The sequence below is a fragment of the Capnocytophaga periodontitidis genome, assembly GCF_016126015.1.
Lineage (GTDB): Bacteria > Bacteroidota > Bacteroidia > Flavobacteriales > Flavobacteriaceae > Capnocytophaga > Capnocytophaga periodontitidis.
In genome coordinates this window covers 48,307-72,213 of sequence record NZ_JAEFDB010000003.1, presented here as the reverse complement: position 1 = coordinate 72,213, position 23,907 = coordinate 48,307, and the positions used below count along the sequence as shown (strand labels likewise).

Genomic DNA, 23,907 nt, shown 5'->3' with positions numbered 1-23,907 from the left:
GAGGAGTAGTTTTATTCGCTAATTATTATTACCTTTGCCAACAAAAACCTTAGGACGATATGTTAAAAAACTTTACCCTTATCATTGCTCTCTTGCTCACTTCTTTAGCGCAAGCACAAAAAGAAACTTCAATCCGTCATATTGATATCCTCGCTTATGACTCTGATGGGGGACTTTATTTTTATGCTCAAAAACAGAAAGACAAGTTTTCAGAGTTAGAATTTGATGCTCAAGAAGATGAAAATGTAGATACCGATACCGAAGTCTACGATCTCAAATTGGTTGATTATAATGAGGAGATTTTGGAGACCCTGAGCGAGATAAAAGAGGACGATAAGAAAATTATCTACCTCAAAGATATACAACGCACTACCCCCAGCGACTTTGTAGGCAAAACCTTCAAGACACTTCCTCCTATCTATGACGAGAATACTCAAACAATTCTGAAGATTTTTAACCCTCACTTGGCTCTGTTATGTGATATCGACACAGAAGAAGAAAAACCTTATCAAAGAAAAGACTATTATGCACTACACACTATCCATCTAAAAAAGGGGCGAAACATTTACCTCTTAAGTGATGGAGGAAATATCGAGGGCTTTATGGTACCCTTAAAAGATAAAACCTTGTTTTTAACCGGCAGAGAGACAACCATACTTGCGCCAACTCAATACCCTTCCTCCTATAGTGATGATTTTATCGATTATGAGCCAGAAGAGCATCTCATACTTCGCCCCAAAGGCAAACGTTATGAGCTTATGAATACGTATAAAGAAAAAGTGCTTTCTGGCAGATACGATACAATCTATTATAACAAATTTGGCGTTATAGGTAGAAGAGGAAGCAAATTCACTCTCTATGATAGTTACTTACAAAAAAAATCGTTCAAAGGGATGCGTAGTGCTTATTTCTACCGCAATGGTATTGAGATGCTTAACAAGCAAGGAGCAGCATATTACACAATAGATGGCGAACGTATCGAGAAATTCCCCAAAATCAGTTACTCACTCTGCGGAACCGTATATGAAAGTCGTTATTCATTGAAAAAAGACCCTAAAAAATCTGAACACCCTCACTATATGCTTTATGGTTTTGGAGGCTTTGCTTCAGATTTTGAAGCCGAAAAACGAAACTATCTTTCTGATAGAAGTGCCGATGAAACACTTTCTTTCATTGATGGTAGTAGGTATTTTGTATGGGATGATAATGACTTTTTTGTCGATAACATTTACCATCATCCCGAACTCATTCGCGTACAACGAGGGAACAAATACGGACTGTTCAAATACAATTATCAAAAAATTTCAGAAAAAGAACTATATATTGAGGGAATAGAGGAGAATAAAGAAAACGAAGAAGAAAATAGTTTTAAACGCAATGTACGCAAATATGCTTCAACTCATCTCACAGGAGAAGAACAGCTCCCTATCATCTACGATAATATTGAGCAACATAAGGATGGACTTATCTATTTCTACAAGGATAATAAGATAGGCATCTACCCCCAGCATAAAAAGGTTATATACGAAAAAATAGAACCCCAAACCCACTCTTTCTATCACATTATAAAAAAAGGCAAGAAAGGTTATCTAGACATCAGAACAATGAAAGAGTATTTCTAAATTTTCACTACTTTTATACTTTAAGATTACAATTTCCTCACTGTATTAGCAAATGAAAAAGAAAAAGATGTATATCCTTATCACCATACTATTGCTCTTGCTCGTGGCAGGGGCTTACTATATATTCCGTCCTGTGCTTTTTGCAAAACCTACGGGCAAGTATGCCATTGGCACAGTAACCTACTGTGTAACCGACCCTGATAGGGAAGAGATTTTTATCACGGATAAACACCAAGTCAGACAAATCCCTATACAAGTGTGGTACCCCGCCGAAAATACCTCTCACCACGATTACGCCCCTTATATCCCTGAAGCTACAAAGGTGAGCGAGGCTATTTCAGAGCTTTTGCACATCCCAAAGGCATTACTTTATCCGTTGCAATTCAAGCGTTCTAATGCCTTAGAAAAAGCACCCATAAGCAAGAGAAAATCCCAATATCCTGTACTTTTGTACCTCACAGGTCTTTATGGTCACCGATGTATAAGCACTTTCCAGACACAAGAATTAGTCTCGCAAGGCTATATAGTGGTAGGTATTGATTGCCCTATAGCAGTAGCCTTAGCAACTTTCGCCGATGGCAGTACGCTCAAAAGCCTGCCGCGAACTCTCATCGACCCTATGCTCAATGAGAGTTTGACAGAAGAAAATCCTCTTTTGAACTATAACGGAAAAACTTTTGAAGGGGGACTTATTGCCTACTTTGCTAAAGATGTATCGCGAGTAATAGATTTCCTCACCACACTCAATACCAACGACCCTAACAATTTTCTTTACAATAAACTCAACTTAGATAAATTAGGAGCTTTTGGCGTCTCTCTCGGAGGAATTATCGTATCGGAAGCTTCGTGGAAAGACGCGCGCATCAAGGCTAATTTGATTATGGAATCACAGATTCCGCTAAAAATAGCGCAAACGGGCTTATGTGTGCCTACAATGGTTATCACACGTCCAGCAGAAGCTATGTGTACAGAAAGAGAACGCTCAGGAGGATGGACAGAAAGCGATATTCAAGAGCACCTCAGCACAATGGAAAACCTATGCAAAAACACACCTGAGAGTGAATTTGTACAAATCCCCAACATCTTCCACGTAGATTTTACCGATGCGCCTCTGTGGATACCTTTTGCTCATACCTTGGGATTTAGTGGCAAAACTCCTATTGAGGAAACCCACCGCAAACTAAATAAACTTACTCTTAATTTCTTTGAAAAACATTTATAATAAACTATATGAAACACTTAATTATCTTCTTATTATTCCCATTCTTAGCTGCAGCACAACCTATTATTAGCTGTACTGATGTGATAAAACCTTATGCTGATTTTGAGAGTCCATTGACTTTTGAAGAGACTGTAGCAGCTCTTCAGAAAACACTGAACAGCAAAGGGATTAACATTTTTGCTACTATTGAACACCACAAGGCAGCCGAGGCAGTAGGCGAAAGTATGCAGCCCGCGACTGTACTTATAGTGGGCAACCCCAAAGTAGGGACTGCCCTAATGCAGGAAAACCCTCGCTTGGCTATTGAACTTCCTTTGAAAATACTTATCTACAAGGAGGAAAAAATTGTACGCATACGCTACGAGAAAATCTCTGCTATCGCCGAAAAATACCATATAAAGCAAAACTTCGCTACGGCAGAGAAAATAGATGCAGCAATGCGACAGTTGATAAGATCGTCAATTAGCAAATGAGCAAATGAGAGAATTAGAAAATTAGCACTATCTTTGCTGCCTTATCATTTACTAATTAGAAAAATATGCACCCTTTACGACAGCACTTTGAGGAACTCCTCTCTCTTACCGATGAGGAGTTCGACTATATCGCCTCACATTTTACGCCCCTATCACTTAAAAAAAACGATTTCTTACTACACGAAGGTAAAATCGTTACCCACGAATATTGGGTAGTGAAAGGGCTCTTAAAAACTTACTTCTTAGATGCTAATGGTAAAGAGCACATTGTGCAGTTCGCTATGGGAAACTGGTGGGTTACCGATTATCAAGCTTTTTTCGGTAAGAAGAAAGCTACCCTTAACATTTGCTGCTTAGAAGATACTGAACTACTCGCAATTACTTATACCGACAAAGAAAAGCTATGTGCCGAACTACCTCAATTTAACACCTTCCACCGCCAAAAATGTAATATGGGGTATGCTGCTCAACAAAGGCGCATCCTTTCCCTGCTCAGTGATGATGCTCGCACTCGTTATGAACAGTTTGTAGCACTCTACCCCTCGTTGTTACAACGCCTACCTAAGAGCTTGATAGCCTCGTATTTAGGGGTATCACGCGAAACCCTCAGCCGTCTGTATTTTTCTTCACACACAAAAAAGTGACATACCTCACAGCAATATAGAGATATTAGTTGTAATTTTGTCTCCGAATTTAAAAAGAAAAACAATGAAAAAATTAATCGTATTGCTCACCCTTATCTACAGTGTAGCTGGGGTAGCACAGAACAAAAAAGTACTTTTTGTAGTAACAAACCATACCCAACTGGGGAATACAGGTGAAACTACAGGCTATTTTCTATCGGAAGTAACTCACCCCTTAGAAGTGCTTACAGAGGCAGGCTATAAGGTCGATTTTGTGAGTCCGAAAGGAGGTACAGCTACTGCCTACGGCGTAAAGTTAGACGATCCTATCAATAAAAAATATTGGGAAAGTGCCGACTATCAAAAACAGTTAGCTCACACCCTTGCCCCCTCACAAGTAAAAGCTAATGATTATGTAGCTATCTTTTATGCGGGTGGGCACGGCACAATGTGGGATTTTGCTAACAGTGAAGCCCTTGCCAAAATAGCCCAACAGATTTACGAAAAAGGTGGCATAGTAGCAGCGGTATGCCACGGACCATCGGGCTTAGTGAATATTAAGCTCTCTAACGGCAAATATTTAGTGAGTGGCAAAACTTTGAGTCCTTTTACTAATGAGGAAGAAGAGGCTGTAAAACTCAGCCAAGTAGTGCCTTACTCGTTAGAAGACAAACTCAAAGAGCGCGGGGCTATCATTGATAAAGCAGGTTTGTGGCAAGACAAAGTGAGCGTAGATAATCGCGTAATTACAGGGCAAAACCCACAATCAGCTAAGAGTGTAGGCGAAGCAATCTTAAAAGAACTGCAAAAATCACCTCTCCGCTTTGATGCTACTAAATACACTACCCAGCAAGTGACACAAGGTAACCAGACCCTTGCAGTACGCGCCTATGAAGGAATTGTATATGTAGCCAATCCGGTAGAAGAACAATACCAACAGCTCAATCTCTACATTCCTGAAGCCTACTTCAATGGCGAAACAATCAACGGCTTTAACGCTCAAACTGCCCCTATCTTTTTTCCTAATGGTGTAGGAGGCTATATGCCTGCCAAGCCTCTTTCGCTTACCGGAGGTAAGTTTAAAGACACAAATAATTCGCTCATTATGGCTCTTAGCAAAGGCTTCGTGGTTGCCTCACCTGGTGCACGCGGACGTACCTCGGCTACCGGCAAAGCCCCCGCTGTAATTGTCGATTTAAAAGCTGCCGTACGTTACCTCAAATACAACGACAAAGAAATACCTGGTGATGCTAATAAAATCATCTCTAATGGTACCAGTGCAGGAGGAGCCTCATCTGCCCTTTTAGGAGCCTCAGGCGACCAAGCCGATTACGAGCCTTACTTAAAGGAATTAGGTGCTGCCCCCGCTACCGATGCTATTTTTGCTGTATCAGCCTACTGCCCTATCACCAACTTAGAGAACGCTGATAAAGCCTATGAATGGCAGTTTGGTAACCTTAGTCAGTATAAAACGATGGAGGTTTCTATGCTTGATTACAACGTACAACGCACTTATAAGACAGGGACTTTTACCGCTGAGCAAGCTAAAGTTTCTGCTGACCTTAGAAAAGACTTCCCCGCTTACCTCAATAGTCTAAAGCTAAAAGACAGTAAAGGCAAACAGCTTACTCTAAACTCCAAAGGCGAAGGTAGCTTTAAAGAACTACTAAAACAAACGGTTATAGCGGCTGCCGAAAAAGCACAAAAAGAAGGTACTGATCTTAGTCAATATTCTTTCCTTACCCTTAAAAACGGTAAAGTTACGGCTATCAATTGGGAAGGCTACATCACTTATATGGAGCGACACAAAAGTCCTCCAGCCTTCGATGCCCTCGACCTAAGCACAGGAGAGAACCAACTCTTTGGCGATAGCACCACCGATAAAAAGCATTTCACCCCTTATGCTTTTAAGAACAGTATTGTAGAGAGCCAAATGGCAGATGCCAATATCGTAAAACTGATGAACCCAATGAGTTTTATAGGTAAAAAGAATGCTCATTTGCCAAAATATTGGCGCATACGCCACGGGGCTAAGGACAGTGATACCTCAGCAGCTATATCCTTAATTCTTGCTACTACACTCCAAAATCACCGCTACGCTGTAGATTATGCCCTCCCTTGGGATAAACCTCATAGTGGTGATTACGACCTCGAAGAACTCTTCGATTGGGCTGAGAAAATTAGTAAATAAACGCATAAAATCCCTCGTGTAGTACCTGCTACACGGGGGATTCTTAGTTATTGAACTACCTAATAATTCATTATAAAATTACATTGTGCAAAATTTATTTGTAAAAAATTTTGTTGTTTAAAATATTTATTATACTTTTGCCCCCGAAATCAAGAAGTGATGATAGAAGAAAACTTACAATTAAGCGCTCAGGTATGCTTTCCGCTCTATGCGGCTTCGCGTAAGATTACACAGCAATATGCTAAATATCTTACCCCCTTAGACCTTACCTATCCACAGTATTTGGTACTTTTAGTACTCACGGAAGAAGGCTCTCTCACGGTGAATGCCATAGGAGAAAGGCTCTACTTAGACAGTGGTACCCTTACCCCTTTGCTTAAGCGAATGGAAGCCAAAGAATTGCTCACTCGTATCCGCTGCAAGAAGGACGAACGCATTATGTGGATAGCACTGACCGAAAAGGGGCAACAGCTACAAGAAACCATCAAAGACATTCCTTCGCGATTGAAAGAGTCAATAGCACTTACCGCTGAAGAATTAGAGACTCTTAGGACATTAGTAAACAAATTATTAAATCATAAATAAAAAGAAGACAGATGACAGCAATGTACACAGCAGTGGCTACCGCTACCGGAGCCCCTAATAGAAAAGTAACTTCCGACAATGGCGTATTAAGCCTCGAACTTCGCTCTCCTAAAGCCTTAGGAGGAGCTAATGATGATTATACCAATCCAGAGCAACTCTTTGCAGCAGGGTATGCAGCTTGTTTTGATACCGCACTGAACTTGGTTATTAAGCAAGCTAAAGTAACCACAGGGGTAACTACTGTAACAGCACACGTATCTATAGGAAAGCTTGATACTGGTGGTTTTATCTTTGCTGTAACCTTACAAGTGAATGTACCTGGGGTATCACTTGAGCAAGCCAAAGAACTTGCGGACAAAGCACACCAAGTATGTCCGTATTCTAACTCTACTCGTGGGAATATAGAAGTAACTACAGAGGTAACAAACAACTAATTATAAGAAATAGAAAATATGAATTTTTTAGAAATCGCACAAAAGAGATATGCTGCCAAAGCATATCGCAATGAGAAGATAAATGAAGCTAAAATCAAAGAATTGGCAGAAATTCTCCGCTTAGCTCCTTCTTCAGTAAATAGTCAGCCTTGGAAATTTGCTATCATAGGTGATGAAGCCCTCAAAGCCGACTTGGCAGCGCATTCATTCTTCAACGAACAGAAGATAAAAGAGGCTAGTCACCTCATCGTGTTTTTCGCTTATGATGATACAGCCGTTTTTGAAAACCATTTCAAAGCCAATCAGCCACAACCTGTAGTAGATTATTACCAGAGTGTAAAAGCTGGTGATGATGAAAAAGCGAAGGCATGGTTTCAAAAACAAGTGTATTTGGCAACAGGTTTCTTTGTAGCCGCTTGTGGAACAGAGGGTATTGACGCTACCCCTATGGAAGGAATTGATACGGCTTATTACACTGAAAAATTGCAAGTAAAAGGCTGTAAAGCGGTACTTGCTGTAGCAGTAGGCTATCACAGTGAAGCCGATGGCAACCACCCAAGTAAGACTCCTAAGAAGAGACTTCCACTGGAAGAAGTAGTGGAAATTCGCTAATTAAGTCATAGCACAACACTCAATAAATAAAACTCCCCGTAATGCAAACTGCCTATGTAGCTCGCATCACGGGGAGTTTTCGTAACTCGTCTCTCGTCATTCGTCTCTCGTCATTCGTAATTTCCTCAGCCACAGACCTACACCAAGGTACAACAGACAAGGGATAATCCCCGAAACTGGCGAAATGAGTATATGTTTGCCCGTTTCTATAAAAATATGTTTGTCGTATATCAAGCTGTTGATAGTGGTATCCTCAATAGCGTGCATCCACACCCCTGCCCATATCGACTTGGTAAGGCGGAAAAGTTCGGTATACATCACCGTCCACGAGATGCAGCACACCAATGCCATTACGCAAAAAGTAACCTTATCATAAGGGAATACGGCAAATATTTGTTCCGGTTTTATGAAGTAGAAAAAGTAAGGCCAATGCCACGAGCACCACACTACCCCCACAATGAGGTAAAGCCACACGTCTTTAATATGCAAACTGAGCAAACGAGCCGTAAGATACCCCCGCCACGCCGATTCTTCAAAGAAATTCTTTACAAATTCCGCTAACACAAAAATACCAAAGCCCGCAAAATAGTCCGTCCACCGGATTTGCACTTTTAGCCAGCCTAACAACTCGCCTATAAGCAGGGTAGCGGCAATCACCGCAGGGTAAATAAGGGTTGCCACCCCATACCAACGCAGTTTTTTCTTAATAAGCGGACGCAATCCTGCATCGCGCCAACCATCGCCCATAAAGGTGCGCAACAAGAGCGAAGTAAGCAGGGGAGCCACTATAAAAATACCCATTCCGCTAGTACCATTATTAGTATCGCTGAAATCGCCTGTCGTTTCCCCCGTAAGCGAATCTACCCACACCCCTATCCAGCCACAACTGAGGGCTACGAAAATAAAAATACATAAATTCCTAATGGTTCGTGTTTGATTCTTCATCTTTTAAAAATATTTGATTATCTTTGGCGCAAAATTACGGCGGTGCGCATCACTACACAATACTGAATAATAACCATTTTTAAAGATGACAACCGATAAAAGCATAGAGGAAATAGCACAGGAATACATTCCACACTTAAAAATCTTAGAACAAGCAGGTAGTTTTGCTGTTTTTCTGTTAGATAGATTCGGTCATTACTATTATGTAACTGAATATGTAACCGAAGATATTCAAGCATCTGATGAGCTCAATATTGAAAAATTGGTGCATCCTGATGATTTAAAAGTGGTAAGACGAATTGATAAAAAAGTATGGGAGTTTTTGGACACGCTCCCCAAGGAAGAAAAGCTGACTTACAAATACATCTATGAAATGAGAGTCTTGGATAGAGGAAAGTATGTACGAATGATTTACCAAATGCGTATATTGGCATTCAAAGACGATAATTTTTTGGGGATGGGCATCATAGACCTCGCTCCCGAGCAATCAGCCAATACTTCTGTCCGTTTTCAAATAAAAAACTGCCTTACCGATGAGATTGTACCTTTTGCTATCGAAACTGCTACCGATGCACTACTCACCCCTCGTGAGAGAGAAATTCTCGCCCTTGCCAAAGAAGGAATGTTCAGCAAAGAAATCTCCGAAAAACTGAATATCAGTGTACATACTGTAAACCGCCACCGCCAAAATATCCTCGAAAAACTACAAGTAGATAATATGATTGAAGCTATAAGGTAGTAGCACGAGTCGTAACACGAGTCGTAGCACGACAAGCTATAAATAAAATCCGTATGTGGCATACCACATAGGGATTTTATTATTACTGATAAAATTCACTCGGACTTACCCCTAAATGTTTTTATACAAAACGAGAGAGGTAGTGGAGAAATGAAAAATATCTGTATCTTTGCAGGGTCTAAAAACTAAAAATAAGAATTACAAATGAAAAACATCCAATTGAACAACGGAGTACAAATGCCCCTCTTGGGCTATGGTGTATACCAAGTAGACCCTAAAGAATGTGAGCGTTGCGTAAGCGATGCTATTTCGGTAGGCTACCGAATGATTGATACTGCCCAAATCTATCGCAATGAAGAAGGTGTAGGCAATGCTATTAAAAAAAGTGGTATTGACCGCAAAGAGTTCTTTATTGTTACCAAAGTGTGGGTAAGCAATGCTGGTTATGAAAAGGCAAAAACCTCTATCGAAACCTCTTTGCGCAAACTACAAACTGATTATATAGACCTCTTGCTCATTCACCAACCTTTTGGCGACTATTATGGCTCTTATCGCGCTATGGAAGAAGCCTACAAAGAGGGCAAAGTGCGCGCTATTGGGGTGAGCAACTTCTATGCCGATAGATACCTCGATTTGGCATATCACGCTGAGATAAAACCTGCTGTAAACCAAATGGAAACACACGTATTCCACCAACAGCAAGCCCTCCAAGAACTAATGAAGAAATACGATACCAAGCTAATGTCGTGGGGACCTTTTGCAGAAGGTAAAAACGATTTCTTTGCCAATCCTACGCTCAATATTATTGGTGAAAAGTATCACAAAAGTGCTGCCCAAGTAGCCTTGCGCTACCTATTACAACGCGATATTATCTGCATTCCTAAGTCGGTGCGCAAAGAGCGTATGGAACAGAACTTTAATGTATTTGACTTCCAACTCTCAGCAGAGGATATGAGCCAAATAGCCGCTCTCGACACCCAGCAAACGCTATTCTTTTCTCACAGAGATCCTGCTTTTGTAGAGATGATACTACAATATGGTAATTAGGTCGTAGCACGACAAGCAATAAATAAAAATCCTTGTGTGGTATATACCATACAAGGATTTTTTAATAAAACATCTAACTTGTATCTATTTGCTAAATTCTACTTCAGCATTTAGTTTAGTTATCTTTTCTTGCAATTTAGTGATGTCTTTTTGCAATTTCTCAATACGGCGATTACTTTTTGCTAATTGCTTATTAGCTTTACTAGCCTTGCGCAAAGCCTTTTCAGCTTTGTTCGCTTTTTTAGCACTTGCCGAAGCCGAGTTGGCATCACTAAAAGCATCCGTACGATTGGTAGCTTCTTCATTAGCTTGTGTAGCCTCAGTTTGCAACGACTGATTATTGGTTTGCTCTTGTGTGAGTTTCATTTGCAATTCGTTGAGCTCGGTATTGAGTTTCAAGGCTTGTTGTTGTTTTTCCAAGCGTTTCATCTCTGGTGATTTAGCTGTACCACAACCCGCTAACATAAAGGAAGCTAACACTCCCATTAAAAGTACTTTTTTCATAATTATATTATTAATATTTTAATGCTGCAAAAGTAATACTTAATTGCCTAATATGCAAATTCGCTAATTTACTAATTTGCTAATTATCGAATTATCACTACCTTTGCATTTAGAATAACTTAAAAACAATACAATATTATGAGAAAAACTTTTATTATTTTATGCATTTGGAGCATCATTGTAGGCTGTTCTCAAGAACAAAAAGAAGATGACTCTTCTGGCATAGAAAAAGAGGGATGGAAATTAGTTTGGCACGACGAGTTCAACCGCGACGATATCTTTGCTACTGGTATATGGTCTAAAATATGGGGTTGTCCTACTTCCACTGCCGATTGGTGCAAAACAATGAATCACGACCCCAGTCTGTTTGAGATAAAGGATGGCAATCTTATTCTCTTGGGCAAACCCAGAACAGACCCAGCTAAGCACAAGACTCCTTACATTACGGGAGGGATAACTAGCCAAGGAAAGAAATATTTTCAAAACGGGCGTTTAGAAATCCGTTGCAAGCTCGAAGCTCATCAAGGTGCTTGGCCCTCTCTGTGGATGGTACCCGATGCTCCTTGGCCTACGGGTGGTGAGATAGATATTGTAGAACGACTCAACTACGAGCCTTTTGTACACCATTCGGTACATTCCACTTACACTCAAGAAGGCAAAAAAGACAAATCTAAGCGCACGCCTAAAAGCACCGCTACTGCCCCTATCAACCCCAATGATTACAACATTTATGCCGTAGAACTCGACACCGATGAGGTGCGTTTTTATGTAAATGGCAAACAAACTTTCAGTTATGCCCGCGTGCCCGAGAAAGAAAGTGAAGGACAATTTCCTTTTAACCACCCCTATATGTTGCGCATTGATATGCAATTAGGCGGTAGTTGGGTAGGTGAAGTAAAACCTTTTACCAAGCCAATAAGAATGTACGTGGACTGGGTGCGGTTCTATCAGAAAAATTAACAAATAAGAAAATTAGCAAATTGCTTATTATTTTATATCTTTGTCTTATTAAAATCACTTACTTATGAGTTGTTATATAGAATTAGTTAGCATACCAAAAGAAGATTTTGAAGAAATGCTAAAAGAACCTTGTTGGTTCAGAGAGTGGAAACTTGGTTTTTCAAAAGAAGATTATTCTTATATTTACACCAATGCTTGGGAAGATATAGAACGTATGATTGTAAGTTATAAACCTATTCTTCGTTCAAAAGACATTATTCATAAAATCTTTCATAGCGGTGTGTTTTTAGGAGAAGACTTAACAGGAGATTACTCTAATTGGTATTATGAATACCTTACTCCTGATGAGGTAAAGGAACTCAGTGCTAAATTAGCCAATATAACAGAACAAGAATTAAGAAAAAATTTTGACGCTGACAGTATGGAATGTGCAAATGCTTTTCCTTTATTAGAAGAGGAAGACACAGAAGTAGACCCTGAAACAGACGTAGAAAGAGTTTTTGACTATATGATGCAGGAATACGAGAAAGTAAAAGAATTCTATATGGCAACAGCTAAAAGTGGTAATGCTGTTATTAGCTTCAGATTATCCTAATTTTTGAGTTTTTTTTGTAGAGACTCCCTTATAGATCACCCTTTAATCTCCTCTTGCAATCAGTCTTAGCGAGGGGAGTTTTTTTATTGCCAATTATTTTATATCTTTGCCCTTGACAATCGTTTAAAATTAGTTAACTATGAGTACAACAATCAACAATATCAATCAGTTAGACCTTGCAAATGGGGTATATACGTATGCGGATTATGTACTTTGGGAAATAAAAGAAAGATTGGAAATTCTCAAAGGAAAAATTTTCAGAATGAGCCCTGCTCCTGCTATCTCACACCAAAAAATAGCAAGAAATTTAACGGGAGAACTTTATCATTATTTCAAAGGAAAAACCTGTCAGCTCTTTGCAGCTCCTTTTGATGTGGTACTCAAAAATAAAAATGGTTTGGAGGACAGTGTGGTACAACCCGACCTCTGTGTGGTGTGCGACCCTAAAAAGTTAGAGAACGACAAGCGTTGTTTAGGAGCTCCCGACCTAATTATTGAAATACTATCTCCTGGCAACACTAAAAAGGAAATGCGCAATAAGTATGAATTGTATGAAGAAACAGGGGTGATGGAGTATTGGGTAGTCCGCCCTATCGACAAGGAGATTACCCAGTTTGTTCTTGAAGAGGGCAAATATCGCGCCCTCCCTCCTATTGTAGAAGGCGATATAGTTCAATCAGTTAAATTTCCTGAACTCTATGTATCAACTGAAGATATTTTTAGACTGTAATGAGCAATTTTGAAAAATCAGCAAATCATCACTACTTTACCTATTAATTTTACAAAACCTTACAAGTTGGTCGGTAGCCTCTTGCAAACTCTGTTTTCTTACTTTGGTTTTCTCAGTAAAAAGGTCGGTAGTTAGGTTAGTTGCTTGTTTATCAATACTCGCTTTCCAATTGCCTACAACTCTGCCTTCGTGCAGAATAACCGGTTTGAATATACCAAACTTATTATGTGCCTTTGCTTCGTGCTTTTTGTCGAGAGCTACCCAACGGCTTTTATAGCCTATCAGATACTCATCGTACGGCGGAAGTAAATGCATTGTTTTTGCGTAATCGGTAGCTTCAAAGTTATTGCGATATAGATACATTGGAGTACTTTCTACCAAAACTTCTTCTAATTCAGAGGCAATCCCCTCTATAGCTTTCTTACATTGCATTTTAGGCAATCCCGACCACCACGTGAAATCCTCTAACGATGCAGGCGAATGACTCCTGAAATACTTCTGTGCCAGTCGTTTCAAAGCTTCATCAAGGGTAATAATAGCTGTTGTAGGCACTCTTTCCGACAATAGAGCCCAAGTAGCTTCCTTGCCTTGCATCACCCCCGAACACAAAAGTCCTTCAATCTCAGCACGCAATAATAAAGGGTTGAGCAGTTTGTCATTGGGTAAAAGCCCCAAAGCTGTGAGTCTGTTAGCAATAGCTTTTTTAGACAATGACTTACCACCAACGAACAATTCACGTAGAGCGTGGGTTACTTCCTTAAAGTAATTTTGGGCAAACGCTGTACTGATACTCTTTTGCCAAGATAGCAAAGTACTCAGATTGCGTTCCTTGCATAAGGGAAGTAACCAGCCTATATCCGTTTTGCTCACCACTTGCACCGTACAACGCAAGAGATGAAGGCGCAAAAGTTCAGCCTTAGCAAAAGCCTCTTGGAGTTGGGTTAGTTGCGGAGTACATTGCCGTATACCTATTGCCCAACGAAAATAGTTATAGTCCTGCGCTTGCATAGCCCCTTGCCACGCTACAATATCCTCAGGTTTTTCATATTGAGGAGAAAGCAATTGCTGGTGCAACAATCTCAGTGTAATAGCCTCTTGCCTACTTATTGTTCTCATCAACTCATCTGTTTATTAACTAATTGATTCATCTTGGAGAGCGTTTCCTCTATCATCGCCATACGCTTCTTTACTTTCTCTACCGAAGCATCTAATGTATACCCCTCATCAAGAAGTTCTTTGATGAGGAGTATTTTTTTGATATTAAGGTAATCATACCGGCGATTTTTTCCTTCCTCTTCTGTTAAACTGCTGATAATCCCTTTCTCTTCCCAATAGCGTATTTGTCGGGTAGGGATACCAGTGATTTGTGATACTTCCCCTATGCCCACTACCAATTTCCTCAGAAAATCAAAGTCTAACAAGAGTTCTTTTTGTACTTCTTTTGCCATAAATTGTAAATAAATTACGAAATAAGTTGCAAATATACAAATAAATACTTTACCTTTGCATTTTGTAAATAATCTACAATTAAAGAAGATAATCAACAAATGAATACAGAACTTAAACAAACTCTGCAATTTGTCTTTTTTATAGCGACACCACTTTGCTTGGTAAACAGCTTTATCACAAGTGATAAGTTGAATCTTTGGAGTGATTGGAGCGTGAAGTTTTTAACCTCTTACGCAATATCATTTCCTCAGGCAGTACTGTATGTTTCCTTGGTAAAATGGTATAAACGAAGAAAATATAAAATCAATAAACAAATATTAAAATGAAAAACTTAAACAACAAGAATGCCGTGATTACCGGCGGAAGTGATGGTATTGGCTTAGGAATAGCCAAAGCCTTTGCCCGTGAGGGCGCGAACCTATTGCTCATAGGCAAAGACCCTGAGAAACTACAAAGAGCCCAACAAGAGCTACTAAATGAGTTTGCCGTGCAAGTACACACTCTCTCTGCTGATTTATCAAAAACAGAGACAGTAACTGAGGTAGTGAAAGACATTGAGCGACTGTTGCCTACGGTAGATATTTTAGTAAACAACGCCGGTTTGGGGAAGTTTGTGCCTTTTGAGCAAGTGGACAACACCTTATACGATGCTCACTTCAACCTGAATGTAAAAGCGCCTTATTTCCTTACCCAAAGTCTGCTTCCTGCTTTGGTGAAAAGCAAGGGGAATGTCATTAATATCTCGTCGTATTTTGCGCACCGAATGCTTCCTAACCGCGCGACCACCGTCTATTCAGCTACTAAAGGAGCTTTGAACTCTTTTACCAAGGCTTTAGCTTTTGAAATAGGACAGTTGGGCGTACGCGTAAATGCCATTGCCCCTGGAAGTATTTCTACCCCGCAATTCAACCGCAATTTGCAAGCTCTCACCCCCGAAAAGCAAGCCGCTTTTGAGACTATAGTAAAGGAAATATACCCGTTGCAACACATTGGCACGCCTGAAGATATAGCCAAAGCTTGTGTATTCTTAGCCAGCGACAATGCTTCGTGGATTACAGGCACTGTGCTTGCCGTAGATGGCGGGCTCACCACAAATTAAAATTTGCTAATTTGCTAATTATTACTATCTTTATCCTCTCAATTTCAGGTAGGTTATATGCACACCGATAATTCCGATATACTTGCCAAGCTCATAAACACACGCCTTTTACAAGTGAAAAACGAACCAGCAAGAAGGATGTTGCAGAGCTACACAAGTACGCTCATATCATAAAGTTATATCAGATAAAAGAAGGGGAAGACCTCTATAAAAAAGATGGGTAAGAATTGGATTATACATATAGATGAAATAAGCAAGCTATAGACAATGATAGCTACCATACGAAAGCAATTAGCAGAAGTAAACCCTATGGAGAAGAAAAGCTGGTGAGTGTAGTCCCTTCTAAAAACGGCCTGCACCTCATTACAACTCCTTTTAATATCAGTGGGGCAACCTTCGCAGGCAATATAGAGGTCAAAAAAGATTATCTGACAAATTTGTTAATCTGCTAATAAAAATAAGCACTTATAGCTACTATTGTTTTTATTTGTTAATTAATTTATTTGTTACTATATTATTTTTTTTATTACCTTTGCCTATTATATAATAACAAATGAATATTTTCACTGACGAAACGCTTGAAGGTACGGGGATGAATCTCTTTCTTCAGGTGCTGTCAGTATGTTATCTCATTCGCCAATTGACTTAACAAATTGATAACTCTTTGCAAAAATAGCTAAACTATATTATAGACAAATGGAAAAATATAACCCACACAAAGACACCCCTACTGCCTTACAACTTGAGCTCGTTCCTCTAAATGAGTACCTTGAAAAGAACACTACTTATACCCAAAAGGCACATACACATAACTTTTACCAAATCATATGGTTTGCTAAAGGTAAAGGCACACACTATGTAGATTTCAAAGAATACGAGGTAAGCCCTCATCAACTCTTTTTTATTGGTAAAGGACAAATACACGCCTTCGACAACCAGCCTTATGAAGGTTTTGTTATTCACTTCAACAAAATTTTCTTAGCCGATGAAGTTGATACACTTGACATCTTCTTAAAACATAACATCTTCGATACTTTTTCGCAAAAGCCTTATCTATCATTAGCTCCTGAGGAAGTGCCTAAATGGCATCAGCTTATAGATAAGATGCAGGAAGAATTAGAAAACTCTGAAGCCTTTGCTCACACTGATTATTTAAAAAACTTATTGCATCTCCTACTCATCAAAATACAACGCTTTTTCCTTAAAGAAGACCGAAAACAACTCTCAATAAACGACCCCAAACATCTGCTTTTTATACGTTTTTGTGAAGCAGTAGAACAGCATTTCAAAACACTACACACCGTAAAAGAGTATGCCAAGCTGTTACATATCTCCACTAAAAACCTCACTAACTGTACCAACGAGCTCATACAACAAACACCTTTGGCTCTCATCAACGAGCGGCTTTCTCTCGAAGCTAAGCGTCTACTTACCTACACTGATGACTCCGTGAGTAAAATTGCCTATACTCTCGGCTTTGAAAATTCTTCCAATTTTATTCGCTTCTTCAAACGCCTGAATGGAATAGCCCCTTCTTTTTTCAAAAAAATAATCGTATAATTTATCTCTAAAATCCGTTCATATATGGCATAACATACTAAATATATAGAACAATAAAAACTCTTATATAAGTAACTAACATCAATTATTTTATTAATAGACGTATGAAAAAGATGAGTTTTATAGCTCTTTTGGTGCTATCACTCGCTGCCAATGTAGTATTGGTACGCAAATTATTTGTAGGAAATACCCAAGTAATTGAAGGCGACTCACGTACAAGTATTGTGGTAAGTCAGCCGAACCGTGATTTTGTAATGAGCGAAATGCGCAATTTTGTAGAAACCTTACATCAAATCAATATGGGAATTGAGCAAAACGATTCCTCACTGATAGTGGAAGCAGCACGCAGTTCAGGAGGTTCGGTAGCTCATCACGCTCCTGCAGGACTCATAGCTTCTATCCCTATGGGATTCAAAACTATAGGCTTCGACACGCACGCTAAATTCGATAGCATTGCCAATAGCGCCGAAAAGAACTTCGACCCTAAAGTTACACAACAACAAGTAACTGCCCTACTCGGCAACTGTGTAGCCTGCCACCGCAGCTACCGTATGGATGTGAAGAAGGATTAGTAAAAACACATAATACACTATGAATTTGAACATATTCATTACCCTACACCTTTTAGAGAAACGCCAAAAGACCTTTGGGAGCATACTAAGGACAATTCTCTTGTTTCCTTTGGCAATTGTAGGGGATACGTGTTTGGTGATAGCTTATTTAATAGCTTTGATAGTGAGTAATATACTTGAAAAATACGATAATTAAAATGAAAAAACTCTTTTTACTGCTATGTGTATGGGCAGCACTTCCAGCCGTAGCCCAAACCTCGAAAGACAAAACCCTGATTATAGATGCGAGTTACCTCAAACAAGGTAGTAGCTACGGACAGTTAGGAGTGCATCTCAACTATTATGACAGCAATAAGTTGGCACTATCAGTGGGATTGGCAGGAAACTTCCGTTCGGAAAACGGATTAGTCGCTATCCCCGAAGCGCAACTCTCGGCGTGGATCAGAGCTGATGATTCTCACAGTGGTTTTATAGATATCCCTATGCTAATGTTGCGCCCTCAACTGAATTTCTCCCCTTATTACTTCGCCCCCGAAGCAGGTATCCAAATTTTTATTTTCTACATAAAAGCAGGCTACGCATTCCCTTGGGGTAAAATGAGTAACAACTATCCTTTTGACACGGGTAAATTCCGCCTTTCAGTAGGAGCTATTATACCGCTAAATATTAAATAAAAAATAATATGAAACATCTCTTTTTCTCCGTAGCCCTTGTGAGCACAATGCTCGGTTTTGGACAGGCCTCAGGAAACCTCAATTACCAAAACAGAGGCCGAAATAGCTTGAATAACAACGACTATTCTCTTGATTTCCCTACCAATTACGAAATGGTAGTCTCAGCCAAGGGACTGGCTAATATCAAAGCCGATGCTTTTGTGGCGATCTTCAGTGTGGTACAGGTAGGCAAGAGTGCTGAAGAGGCTACCTCCCTAATGAGTCAGCGTCTTTCGCCTGTGCTCTCTGCCCTAAAGGCTAAGAATATGGAGGCTTTTGTAGATATGATCTCCTTTGTGCCTATGTACGAATACGAGACCGAGAAGAAAGTCTTTAGCAAGCGCACCTACAATGAAGTTCCTGTAGGCTTTGAACTCAAGCAAAACCTACATATCAAAATCAATGAAGCCTCCCGACTCAATGAGTTAATCACTCTACTGACTAATAACGAGATTTACGACCTTGTACGTATGGACTACTATAGTAGCCAGTTAGAGACGGTAAAAAAAGAACTGAAGGACAAGGTAAAATCTGCCTTTGCTGAAAAACAAAAGGCCTATGAAACTACCCTTGGGGAAAGCTTTGCCTCCGCTGAAAAGAAGGTTGTTGATGGTTTTTTGTACATTTCCCCTACTGAACAATATAGTAGCTACGAAGCCTATAGTAGTGCATCCTTACAAGGCAAGCGAGCAGGCAATGTCGTGCAAGCCAACAAGTCTACTACTCAGTATTACCGACCTATTGCTAATCGAGATTTTGATGTGGTGCTCAACCCTATTATCGTAGAACCTATGATACAAGTAGTCTATGAAATAAAAATGAGTATAAATCGCCCTGATAAATATAAAAATAAAGAGGCACTATTGCTCACCCCTGCTGGCGAACTCAAGAAGATAAACTTGCCTTAGCTGATACCCTCAAAATACTCTTGTAATTCATCGGTTACAACCGATGAATTACCAACTTAATATGTATCAATAACTTTGTAGTAGTGGTAAGCGATATAGAAGATTCTTTTTTTGAAGAAAGTATAGAGTTCAGGTGTCAGGTTTTAGGTATTAGTTTTGTCGCAAAAATACACTTTTTTGCGACAAAATAACAACTTATTTTATATGGAAAGCACTGATAAAGATTATCAAAACGCGGGAGGAATATTGAGAAATGACTTTTTGGTAGAAATTCAATCGCCGAAAACTACCAAATTTGAGGTGTATAATAGTGTTTATCCTTACTTTGCAAGCCTTATCGGATTGTATAATCCTAATGCTGATATAGAAAAATACGAATAATGATATTCAAAAAATATTCTTATAATTCACTCTTCCCATTTTTCTTCTTCTAAATTCAACTGCCGGTGGAAATTGCGTATTTGCTCCTCATCAATACGTGGGTTCTTATTCAGTTGTTGTAATATCTCCCGCTGATGATGCAAAATAGCAACGTATTTCTTTCGCTCTTCAGGAGTAGTATTGCTCTTCGACAAATCGAGTTGGTATTGCCATATATCTTTCTGATTCTGTAATAGAAGACTATCGTTTATTCCTTCTTTGTAATGCTTTTGCATATAATCTAAAGCCGCTTGCGCTAATGATTTACGAATAAGACTTTCGGCTTCAGCTTCAGGAATATGGTCTTCATAATCAGGGAATTTAGCCCATCGAATAAGCGCTGGCAAACTAAGCCCTTGTACGAGTAGGGTTGCCAATATCACTATAAAAGTAATGTAGAGAATCAGGCTGCGATGCGGAAAAGGCTCACCGTTCTCTAAAGTTAGAGGAATAGAAAGGGCTACCGCGAGTGAAAGCACCCCGCGCATTCCTGCCCAACCAAGTACCAAAGGTAACCGAAAGCCAAGGTTCCGCCTGTCGGCTACTGTGATAAAGTGTTTCATTACTTGAGTAATGAGTAAAGCCCCGTATGACGATAGCAGTCGTACCCCTACTACTACCCCTGTGATGAGCAACCCATAATTTGTAGCTGTAGCAAGACTCATACCTTCGGCTTCTATACTCTCGAGTACATCAGGCAAAGCAAGACCTATCAGCATAAAGGCAAGACCATTGAGTACAAAGCCTAAAATATCCCATACCGCTACCGCTTTGTTGTATGTAGAGGCAGCAAGAATACTAGTAATGTGGAACGACATATACATACCCCCAGCCACTACTGCCAACACTCCCGACACTCCCATTTCGTTAGCTACAATATACATTATATAAGGAGCAATAAAGGTAAGGATAATATCCATATTAGCATCGGTAGGGAAAAATTTGTTTAGCTTGCGCATCACCCACGCTACTGCCAAGCCTATAAGCGTTCCGCCAATAGCTACCCAAAGGAAATTTAGCGCTATATCCGTCCATACCAGCTGACCGGTAGTTACTACCAAAGCGGCAAACCTAAAAACTATTAGTGAAGAAGCATCGTTTAGCAAACTCTCGCTTTCTATGATGGTTGAAATGCGTTTAGGCACCTTTACAAACTTCATAATCGCTGCTGCACTCACGGCATCGGTAGAGCCTATCACGCCCCCCAAAAGGAAACCTAACGCCAATGAAAACCCAGGGAATACCATATTGGCTACCCACGCCACCGCAGCAGCCGTAATAAAAACTACAATAAAGGCAAAGCTAAAGATAATGCGGCGCCACTTCCACATCTCTTTCAGTGATAGCGAAAAAACATCGGCATACAGAAGAGGCGGTAAGAAAATGATGAGTACCAAATCAGGATTCAGTGTAATGGTTGGGACATTGGGAATAAAGCTAATTGCCAATCCTCCTAACACCAAAAGAATAGGGTACGCTACCTTGAGCCGGTTTGCAAACATTATCAGTAGCATAATAGCCACCATCAAAAGTAATAAGTAAGGGAAATATTGTACCATAGGTCATTAATTATGAGGCGGCAAAAATAGTAAAAAATATTTTTTAATCATAATTGATGACTTTTTTTTTGTATCTTTGCACTAATAAATCAATTATTATGAAAGCACTTATCATCGGCGCTACGGGCGCTACCGGAAAAGATTTATTGTCGCAACTTTTAGCTGACGACACTTATGCTGAAGTACATTGCTTTGTGCGTAAACCCTTAGCCCTCACCCACCCCAAGCTACACGCTCACGTGGTTGATTTTGATACCCCTGAGGCGTGGGCAGATTTGTTGCACGGCGATGTAGCTTTCTCTTGCTTGGGAACTACCTTAGCCGTGGCAGGCAGCAAAGATGCTCAATGGCGTGTGGATTACGACTATCAGTACGCCTTTGCCCAGCAGTGTAAAGCCAATGGTGTACCCACCTTTGTGCTCGTCTCGGCAGCAGGAGCTACAGCGCAGTCTAAATTGTTCTACAACCGTATGAAAGGGCAGTTGGAGGACGCTATAAAAGCACTTGATTTCTCTTGCTTACTCATCTTTCAGCCCTCTGTACTCATCCGCTCTAATAGCGACAGAAGTGGCGAAAACTTCACAGTAAAAGCCTTTAATTTTTTAAACAAATTAGGTATTTTAAAACGTTACCGCCCTATGCCAACAGCTGTTCTTGCTCAGAGAATGCGTAAAGAAGTTGCTACAGTAGCTAAGGGCTTACATACTTTTACCCTTGACGAAATATTTTTATAATAATCTTTAATTATGGGAACCTCTCTTATACCTGTTGGAAATCATAATATTCAGTACAAAGGTCGAAACTTTCAGGATATAGCCAGCGAAATCAAAGAAATCTTAAACGATTGTAAATTCCCTAATAGTGAATTTTTAAGGACTTTTGCTCTGCGCTGGTATGGTGAAGATGATACACAAATGATAAGAAAAATCGATGATAAGCGGGAATGGACTTTCTTTGAAGAGGATGAATATTTTACTTATGAAAAATGGAAACAAATTGAATTTGAAGGCCCTTTTACATTAGGGCTAAGCTTTTATGAATCACAAATAGTACTTGATAATCCGCCTTACCGGTATTGGCAATGGTTTGAGCTGAAAGATGCTATCGCCCGTAATGAATGGCGTAAATATATGCAATGTATTATCACAGCCTTAGGAGGAGATAGGGTGATCTATTTAGCCGATAATGGAACTCATTTAGAGGAATTTATGTTTTATGATGGCTCTTTTGAAGAGTTAGAACAGGCTTTGTTCAACAAACTTGGAGCTCCTAAAACTACCTTTGAGGCTGTTGCTGCGGATTTCGACAATGCCTATTTTATTGATAATTTTAAAACTATAGATAATAGCAGCTTACTATAACCTACTAACTATATACCTATTTAATTTAGTAACTGTATTTTTAAAAAGTTATAAAACCTAAATTTGTTAATTTATTGATTGTTTTCTACCTTTGTCTTCTAAAACAATATGATGGAACCCTATATCACCCCAATTATCAATCATTTTGAGAAGATTATTCCGCTTAACGCCGAAGAGAAAGCCTATGTAACTGAGGCTTTTCAGCCACGTTTGTACCGCAAGAAGCAATACATACTGCAGGAAGGCGATGTGTGCCACGTGCTCAATTTTGTAGTGAGCGGTTGCCTACGGATGTACACCATCAACGAGAAAGGCACCCAGCATATTGTACATTTCGCTGCTGAAAACGAGTGGATATCCAACCTAATGAGTCTCTATAAAGAAACACCTTCAGAGTTTAGTATCGATGCCCTTGAAAACACCACTGTACTACAAATAAAACGAGAGGATTTATTTCAACTCTACGGCTATTCGCCTAAGTTTAACCGCATCTTCCGCGTGTTGATAGAAGAAGCCTATACCCAACTTCAACAACGCTTCCTATTGAGTATTAGCGCTTCGGCACAAGAAAAATACCGTTACTTCACCCAAGCCTATCCTCACCTACTACAACGACTACCACAAACGCAAATTGCTGCTTTTTTGGGGATTACTCCCGTATCGCTTAGCAATGTAAAAGCCGAATTGTTAAGATTAAAATAGTTTAAGGGTATTTCTTAAAATACTTTATTGCTTTCGCCTGCCGTATTGCCGTACCTTTGCACCAGAATTTTAAACATATTATTAAAATGAAAACAGAACAAAAAATTGCCGTTATAGGCTTAGGAAACAGCGGTCTCAATCAGTCTATCCGTATAGAAGTATTCGGTGACCTACACGAAGCTGGTGCTGTAGGCAAAACCATTACTTTAGAAGAAGCAAGGCAATTGGCTAATTATTTTTATCTTTGCGCCATTATCATATTGGCAAATTAACACATCAACA

The 23,907-nt window shown here is 39.7% G+C and carries 29 protein-coding genes; 24 read left to right on the top strand and 5 right to left on the bottom strand.

The annotated features are described in order from the left end of the window. The first annotated feature begins 59 nt into the window (after positions 1-59). The 8 genes from I7X29_RS06420 to I7X29_RS06385 all read left to right on the top strand — a co-directional run bounded on the left by I7X29_RS06420 (position 60) and on the right by I7X29_RS06385 (position 7,762). Entirely contained in the window at positions 60-1,622 is a 1,563-nt protein-coding gene (locus I7X29_RS06420; protein WP_198473468.1) for a hypothetical protein, read from the top strand. Positions 1,623-1,674: 52 nt separating this feature from the next. After that, the gene (locus tag I7X29_RS06415; protein WP_198473467.1) at positions 1,675-2,844 is read left to right on the top strand and encodes an alpha/beta hydrolase; all 1,170 of its coding nucleotides are present in this window, start codon (positions 1,675-1,677) and stop codon (positions 2,842-2,844) included. Positions 2,845-2,852: 8 nt separating this feature from the next. After that, the gene (locus I7X29_RS06410) at positions 2,853-3,317 is read left to right on the top strand and encodes a DUF302 domain-containing protein (protein ID WP_088595145.1); all 465 of its coding nucleotides are present in this window, start codon (positions 2,853-2,855) and stop codon (positions 3,315-3,317) included. A 65-nt stretch (positions 3,318-3,382) separates the two neighbouring features. Continuing rightward, complete coding sequence (locus I7X29_RS06405) at positions 3,383-3,961, top strand: Crp/Fnr family transcriptional regulator (protein WP_198473466.1); 579 nt, start codon at positions 3,383-3,385, stop codon at positions 3,959-3,961. A 64-nt stretch (positions 3,962-4,025) separates the two neighbouring features. Beyond that, positions 4,026-6,131, top strand: coding sequence for a subtype B tannase (locus I7X29_RS06400; protein WP_198473465.1), 2,106 nt, complete (start codon positions 4,026-4,028; stop codon positions 6,129-6,131). 159 nt (positions 6,132-6,290) lie between these two features. Further along, positions 6,291-6,716: a MarR family winged helix-turn-helix transcriptional regulator gene (locus tag I7X29_RS06395; protein ID WP_095898872.1), complete on the top strand. Its 426-nt coding sequence runs from the start codon at positions 6,291-6,293 to the stop codon at positions 6,714-6,716. 11 nt (positions 6,717-6,727) lie between these two features. Beyond that, the gene (locus I7X29_RS06390) at positions 6,728-7,150 is read left to right on the top strand and encodes an organic hydroperoxide resistance protein (RefSeq protein WP_002679235.1); all 423 of its coding nucleotides are present in this window, start codon (positions 6,728-6,730) and stop codon (positions 7,148-7,150) included. Between the two features lie 18 nt (positions 7,151-7,168). Further along, positions 7,169-7,762: a nitroreductase family protein gene (locus I7X29_RS06385; protein WP_096088078.1), complete on the top strand. Its 594-nt coding sequence runs from the start codon at positions 7,169-7,171 to the stop codon at positions 7,760-7,762. Between the two features lie 96 nt (positions 7,763-7,858). Here I7X29_RS06385 and I7X29_RS06380 read toward each other — a convergent pair whose 3' ends face one another. Next, the gene (locus tag I7X29_RS06380) at positions 7,859-8,707 is read right to left on the bottom strand and encodes a CPBP family intramembrane glutamic endopeptidase (protein WP_198473464.1); all 849 of its coding nucleotides are present in this window, start codon (positions 8,705-8,707) and stop codon (positions 7,859-7,861) included. An 85-nt stretch (positions 8,708-8,792) separates the two neighbouring features. Here I7X29_RS06380 and I7X29_RS06375 point away from each other — a divergent pair, with 85 nt between their 5' ends. Then, entirely contained in the window at positions 8,793-9,446 is a 654-nt protein-coding gene (locus I7X29_RS06375; protein WP_198473463.1) for a helix-turn-helix transcriptional regulator, read from the top strand. Positions 9,447-9,650: 204 nt separating this feature from the next. Beyond that, the gene (locus I7X29_RS06370) at positions 9,651-10,493 is read left to right on the top strand and encodes an aldo/keto reductase (protein WP_198473461.1); all 843 of its coding nucleotides are present in this window, start codon (positions 9,651-9,653) and stop codon (positions 10,491-10,493) included. 84 nt (positions 10,494-10,577) lie between these two features. On the opposite strand, the gene I7X29_RS06365 is transcribed toward I7X29_RS06370, so the two are convergent. Then, positions 10,578-10,997 carry a SlyB protein gene (locus tag I7X29_RS06365; RefSeq protein WP_198473459.1) on the bottom strand — a complete coding sequence of 140 codons (420 nt, stop codon included), beginning with the start codon at positions 10,995-10,997 and terminating at the stop codon, positions 10,578-10,580. Between the two features lie 138 nt (positions 10,998-11,135). On the opposite strand from I7X29_RS06365, the gene I7X29_RS06360 reads away from it, so the two are divergent. The 3 genes from I7X29_RS06360 (at position 11,136) to I7X29_RS06350 (ending at position 13,282) form a co-directional block, all read left to right on the top strand. Continuing rightward, positions 11,136-11,957: a glycoside hydrolase family 16 protein gene (locus I7X29_RS06360; protein ID WP_198473457.1), complete on the top strand. Its 822-nt coding sequence runs from the start codon at positions 11,136-11,138 to the stop codon at positions 11,955-11,957. Positions 11,958-12,021: 64 nt separating this feature from the next. Next, on the top strand, positions 12,022-12,552 hold the full coding sequence (locus tag I7X29_RS06355) for a DUF1877 family protein (protein WP_198473455.1): 531 nt from the start codon (positions 12,022-12,024) through the stop codon (positions 12,550-12,552). 139 nt (positions 12,553-12,691) lie between these two features. After that, the gene (locus I7X29_RS06350) at positions 12,692-13,282 is read left to right on the top strand and encodes a Uma2 family endonuclease (RefSeq protein WP_198473453.1); all 591 of its coding nucleotides are present in this window, start codon (positions 12,692-12,694) and stop codon (positions 13,280-13,282) included. 36 nt (positions 13,283-13,318) lie between these two features. Here the strand turns inward: I7X29_RS06350 and I7X29_RS06345 are convergent, their stop codons facing one another. Together I7X29_RS06345 and I7X29_RS06340 are read right to left on the bottom strand one after the other, a co-directional pair. Further along, positions 13,319-14,398 carry a winged helix DNA-binding domain-containing protein gene (locus I7X29_RS06345; protein WP_198473451.1) on the bottom strand — a complete coding sequence of 360 codons (1,080 nt, stop codon included), beginning with the start codon at positions 14,396-14,398 and terminating at the stop codon, positions 13,319-13,321. Next, positions 14,398-14,730, bottom strand: coding sequence for a MerR family transcriptional regulator (locus I7X29_RS06340; protein ID WP_048746967.1), 333 nt, complete (start codon positions 14,728-14,730; stop codon positions 14,398-14,400). Before I7X29_RS06340 ends, I7X29_RS06345 begins: the two co-directional genes overlap by 1 nt. A gap of 323 nt (positions 14,731-15,053) precedes the next feature. On the opposite strand from I7X29_RS06340, the gene I7X29_RS06330 reads away from it, so the two are divergent. The 7 genes from I7X29_RS06330 to I7X29_RS06300 all read left to right on the top strand — a co-directional run bounded on the left by I7X29_RS06330 (position 15,054) and on the right by I7X29_RS06300 (position 19,964). Further along, on the top strand, positions 15,054-15,830 hold the full coding sequence (locus I7X29_RS06330; protein WP_198473447.1) for an SDR family NAD(P)-dependent oxidoreductase: 777 nt from the start codon (positions 15,054-15,056) through the stop codon (positions 15,828-15,830). Positions 15,831-16,526: 696 nt separating this feature from the next. After that, a complete protein-coding gene (locus I7X29_RS06325; protein WP_088595163.1) occupies positions 16,527-17,390 on the top strand; it encodes an AraC family transcriptional regulator in 864 nt (287 codons plus the stop codon). Positions 17,391-17,494: 104 nt separating this feature from the next. Further along, entirely contained in the window at positions 17,495-17,962 is a 468-nt protein-coding gene (locus I7X29_RS06320; protein WP_009413462.1) for a hypothetical protein, read from the top strand. Between the two features lie 19 nt (positions 17,963-17,981). Further along, entirely contained in the window at positions 17,982-18,158 is a 177-nt protein-coding gene (locus tag I7X29_RS06315; RefSeq protein ID WP_198473445.1) for a hypothetical protein, read from the top strand. Between the two features lies 1 nt (position 18,159). Then, the gene (locus I7X29_RS06310; protein ID WP_198473443.1) at positions 18,160-18,636 is read left to right on the top strand and encodes a hypothetical protein; all 477 of its coding nucleotides are present in this window, start codon (positions 18,160-18,162) and stop codon (positions 18,634-18,636) included. 8 nt (positions 18,637-18,644) lie between these two features. Next, positions 18,645-19,583 carry an SIMPL domain-containing protein gene (locus I7X29_RS06305; protein WP_198473441.1) on the top strand — a complete coding sequence of 313 codons (939 nt, stop codon included), beginning with the start codon at positions 18,645-18,647 and terminating at the stop codon, positions 19,581-19,583. A 204-nt stretch (positions 19,584-19,787) separates the two neighbouring features. Further along, a complete protein-coding gene (locus I7X29_RS06300) occupies positions 19,788-19,964 on the top strand; it encodes a hypothetical protein (protein WP_157668412.1) in 177 nt (58 codons plus the stop codon). 26 nt (positions 19,965-19,990) lie between these two features. On the opposite strand, the gene I7X29_RS06295 is transcribed toward I7X29_RS06300, so the two are convergent. Beyond that, a complete protein-coding gene (locus tag I7X29_RS06295) occupies positions 19,991-21,562 on the bottom strand; it encodes a Na+/H+ antiporter (protein WP_198473439.1) in 1,572 nt (523 codons plus the stop codon). Positions 21,563-21,660: 98 nt separating this feature from the next. Between I7X29_RS06295 and I7X29_RS06290 the strand changes: the two genes are divergently transcribed. From I7X29_RS06290 to I7X29_RS06275, 4 genes are all read left to right on the top strand, one after another. Then, positions 21,661-22,296, top strand: a complete 636-nt coding sequence (locus I7X29_RS06290; RefSeq protein ID WP_198473437.1) for an NAD(P)H-binding protein — start codon at positions 21,661-21,663, stop codon at positions 22,294-22,296. A 12-nt stretch (positions 22,297-22,308) separates the two neighbouring features. Further along, positions 22,309-22,923 (top strand): hypothetical protein, encoded by a 615-nt coding sequence (locus I7X29_RS06285; protein WP_198473435.1) that lies wholly within the window; start codon positions 22,309-22,311, stop codon positions 22,921-22,923. Positions 22,924-23,031: 108 nt separating this feature from the next. Then, positions 23,032-23,625 carry a Crp/Fnr family transcriptional regulator gene (locus I7X29_RS06280; protein ID WP_225883679.1) on the top strand — a complete coding sequence of 198 codons (594 nt, stop codon included), beginning with the start codon at positions 23,032-23,034 and terminating at the stop codon, positions 23,623-23,625. 86 nt (positions 23,626-23,711) lie between these two features. Beyond that, the gene (locus I7X29_RS06275; protein WP_198473760.1) at positions 23,712-23,897 is read left to right on the top strand and encodes a hypothetical protein; all 186 of its coding nucleotides are present in this window, start codon (positions 23,712-23,714) and stop codon (positions 23,895-23,897) included. The last annotated feature ends 10 nt before the right edge of the window (positions 23,898-23,907 follow it).

Excerpts from the sequence above, each read along its gene's own strand:
- I7X29_RS06340 (WP_048746967.1), bottom strand. The coding sequence starts at position 14,730 with ATGGCAAAAGAAGTACAAAAAGAACTCTTGTTAGACTTTGATTTTCTG.
- I7X29_RS06315 (WP_198473445.1), top strand. The coding sequence starts at position 17,982 with ATGAATTTGAACATATTCATTACCCTACACCTTTTAGAGAAACGCCAA.
- I7X29_RS06410 (WP_088595145.1), top strand. The coding sequence starts at position 2,853 with ATGAAACACTTAATTATCTTCTTATTATTCCCATTCTTAGCTGCAGCA.
- I7X29_RS06375 (WP_198473463.1), top strand. The coding sequence starts at position 8,793 with ATGACAACCGATAAAAGCATAGAGGAAATAGCACAGGAATACATTCCA.
- I7X29_RS06280 (WP_225883679.1), top strand. The coding sequence starts at position 23,032 with ATGATGGAACCCTATATCACCCCAATTATCAATCATTTTGAGAAGATT.
- I7X29_RS06415 (WP_198473467.1), top strand. The coding sequence starts at position 1,675 with ATGAAAAAGAAAAAGATGTATATCCTTATCACCATACTATTGCTCTTG.
- I7X29_RS06420 (WP_198473468.1), top strand. The coding sequence starts at position 60 with ATGTTAAAAAACTTTACCCTTATCATTGCTCTCTTGCTCACTTCTTTA.
- I7X29_RS06325 (WP_088595163.1), top strand. The coding sequence starts at position 16,527 with ATGGAAAAATATAACCCACACAAAGACACCCCTACTGCCTTACAACTT.
- I7X29_RS06320 (WP_009413462.1), top strand. The coding sequence starts at position 17,495 with ATGAAAAAGATGAGTTTTATAGCTCTTTTGGTGCTATCACTCGCTGCC.
- I7X29_RS06295 (WP_198473439.1), bottom strand. The coding sequence starts at position 21,562 with ATGGTACAATATTTCCCTTACTTATTACTTTTGATGGTGGCTATTATG.
- I7X29_RS06345 (WP_198473451.1), bottom strand. The coding sequence starts at position 14,398 with ATGAGAACAATAAGTAGGCAAGAGGCTATTACACTGAGATTGTTGCAC.
- I7X29_RS06290 (WP_198473437.1), top strand. The coding sequence starts at position 21,661 with ATGAAAGCACTTATCATCGGCGCTACGGGCGCTACCGGAAAAGATTTA.
- I7X29_RS06285 (WP_198473435.1), top strand. The coding sequence starts at position 22,309 with ATGGGAACCTCTCTTATACCTGTTGGAAATCATAATATTCAGTACAAA.
- I7X29_RS06405 (WP_198473466.1), top strand. The coding sequence starts at position 3,383 with ATGCACCCTTTACGACAGCACTTTGAGGAACTCCTCTCTCTTACCGAT.
- I7X29_RS06360 (WP_198473457.1), top strand. The coding sequence starts at position 11,136 with ATGAGAAAAACTTTTATTATTTTATGCATTTGGAGCATCATTGTAGGC.
- I7X29_RS06310 (WP_198473443.1), top strand. The coding sequence starts at position 18,160 with ATGAAAAAACTCTTTTTACTGCTATGTGTATGGGCAGCACTTCCAGCC.
- I7X29_RS06355 (WP_198473455.1), top strand. The coding sequence starts at position 12,022 with ATGAGTTGTTATATAGAATTAGTTAGCATACCAAAAGAAGATTTTGAA.
- I7X29_RS06390 (WP_002679235.1), top strand. The coding sequence starts at position 6,728 with ATGACAGCAATGTACACAGCAGTGGCTACCGCTACCGGAGCCCCTAAT.
- I7X29_RS06380 (WP_198473464.1), bottom strand. The coding sequence starts at position 8,707 with ATGAAGAATCAAACACGAACCATTAGGAATTTATGTATTTTTATTTTC.
- I7X29_RS06330 (WP_198473447.1), top strand. The coding sequence starts at position 15,054 with ATGAAAAACTTAAACAACAAGAATGCCGTGATTACCGGCGGAAGTGAT.
- I7X29_RS06385 (WP_096088078.1), top strand. The coding sequence starts at position 7,169 with ATGAATTTTTTAGAAATCGCACAAAAGAGATATGCTGCCAAAGCATAT.
- I7X29_RS06300 (WP_157668412.1), top strand. The coding sequence starts at position 19,788 with ATGGAAAGCACTGATAAAGATTATCAAAACGCGGGAGGAATATTGAGA.
- I7X29_RS06365 (WP_198473459.1), bottom strand. The coding sequence starts at position 10,997 with ATGAAAAAAGTACTTTTAATGGGAGTGTTAGCTTCCTTTATGTTAGCG.
- I7X29_RS06370 (WP_198473461.1), top strand. The coding sequence starts at position 9,651 with ATGAAAAACATCCAATTGAACAACGGAGTACAAATGCCCCTCTTGGGC.
- I7X29_RS06395 (WP_095898872.1), top strand. The coding sequence starts at position 6,291 with ATGATAGAAGAAAACTTACAATTAAGCGCTCAGGTATGCTTTCCGCTC.
- I7X29_RS06400 (WP_198473465.1), top strand. The coding sequence starts at position 4,026 with ATGAAAAAATTAATCGTATTGCTCACCCTTATCTACAGTGTAGCTGGG.
- I7X29_RS06350 (WP_198473453.1), top strand. The coding sequence starts at position 12,692 with ATGAGTACAACAATCAACAATATCAATCAGTTAGACCTTGCAAATGGG.
- I7X29_RS06275 (WP_198473760.1), top strand. The coding sequence starts at position 23,712 with ATGAAAACAGAACAAAAAATTGCCGTTATAGGCTTAGGAAACAGCGGT.
- I7X29_RS06305 (WP_198473441.1), top strand. The coding sequence starts at position 18,645 with ATGAAACATCTCTTTTTCTCCGTAGCCCTTGTGAGCACAATGCTCGGT.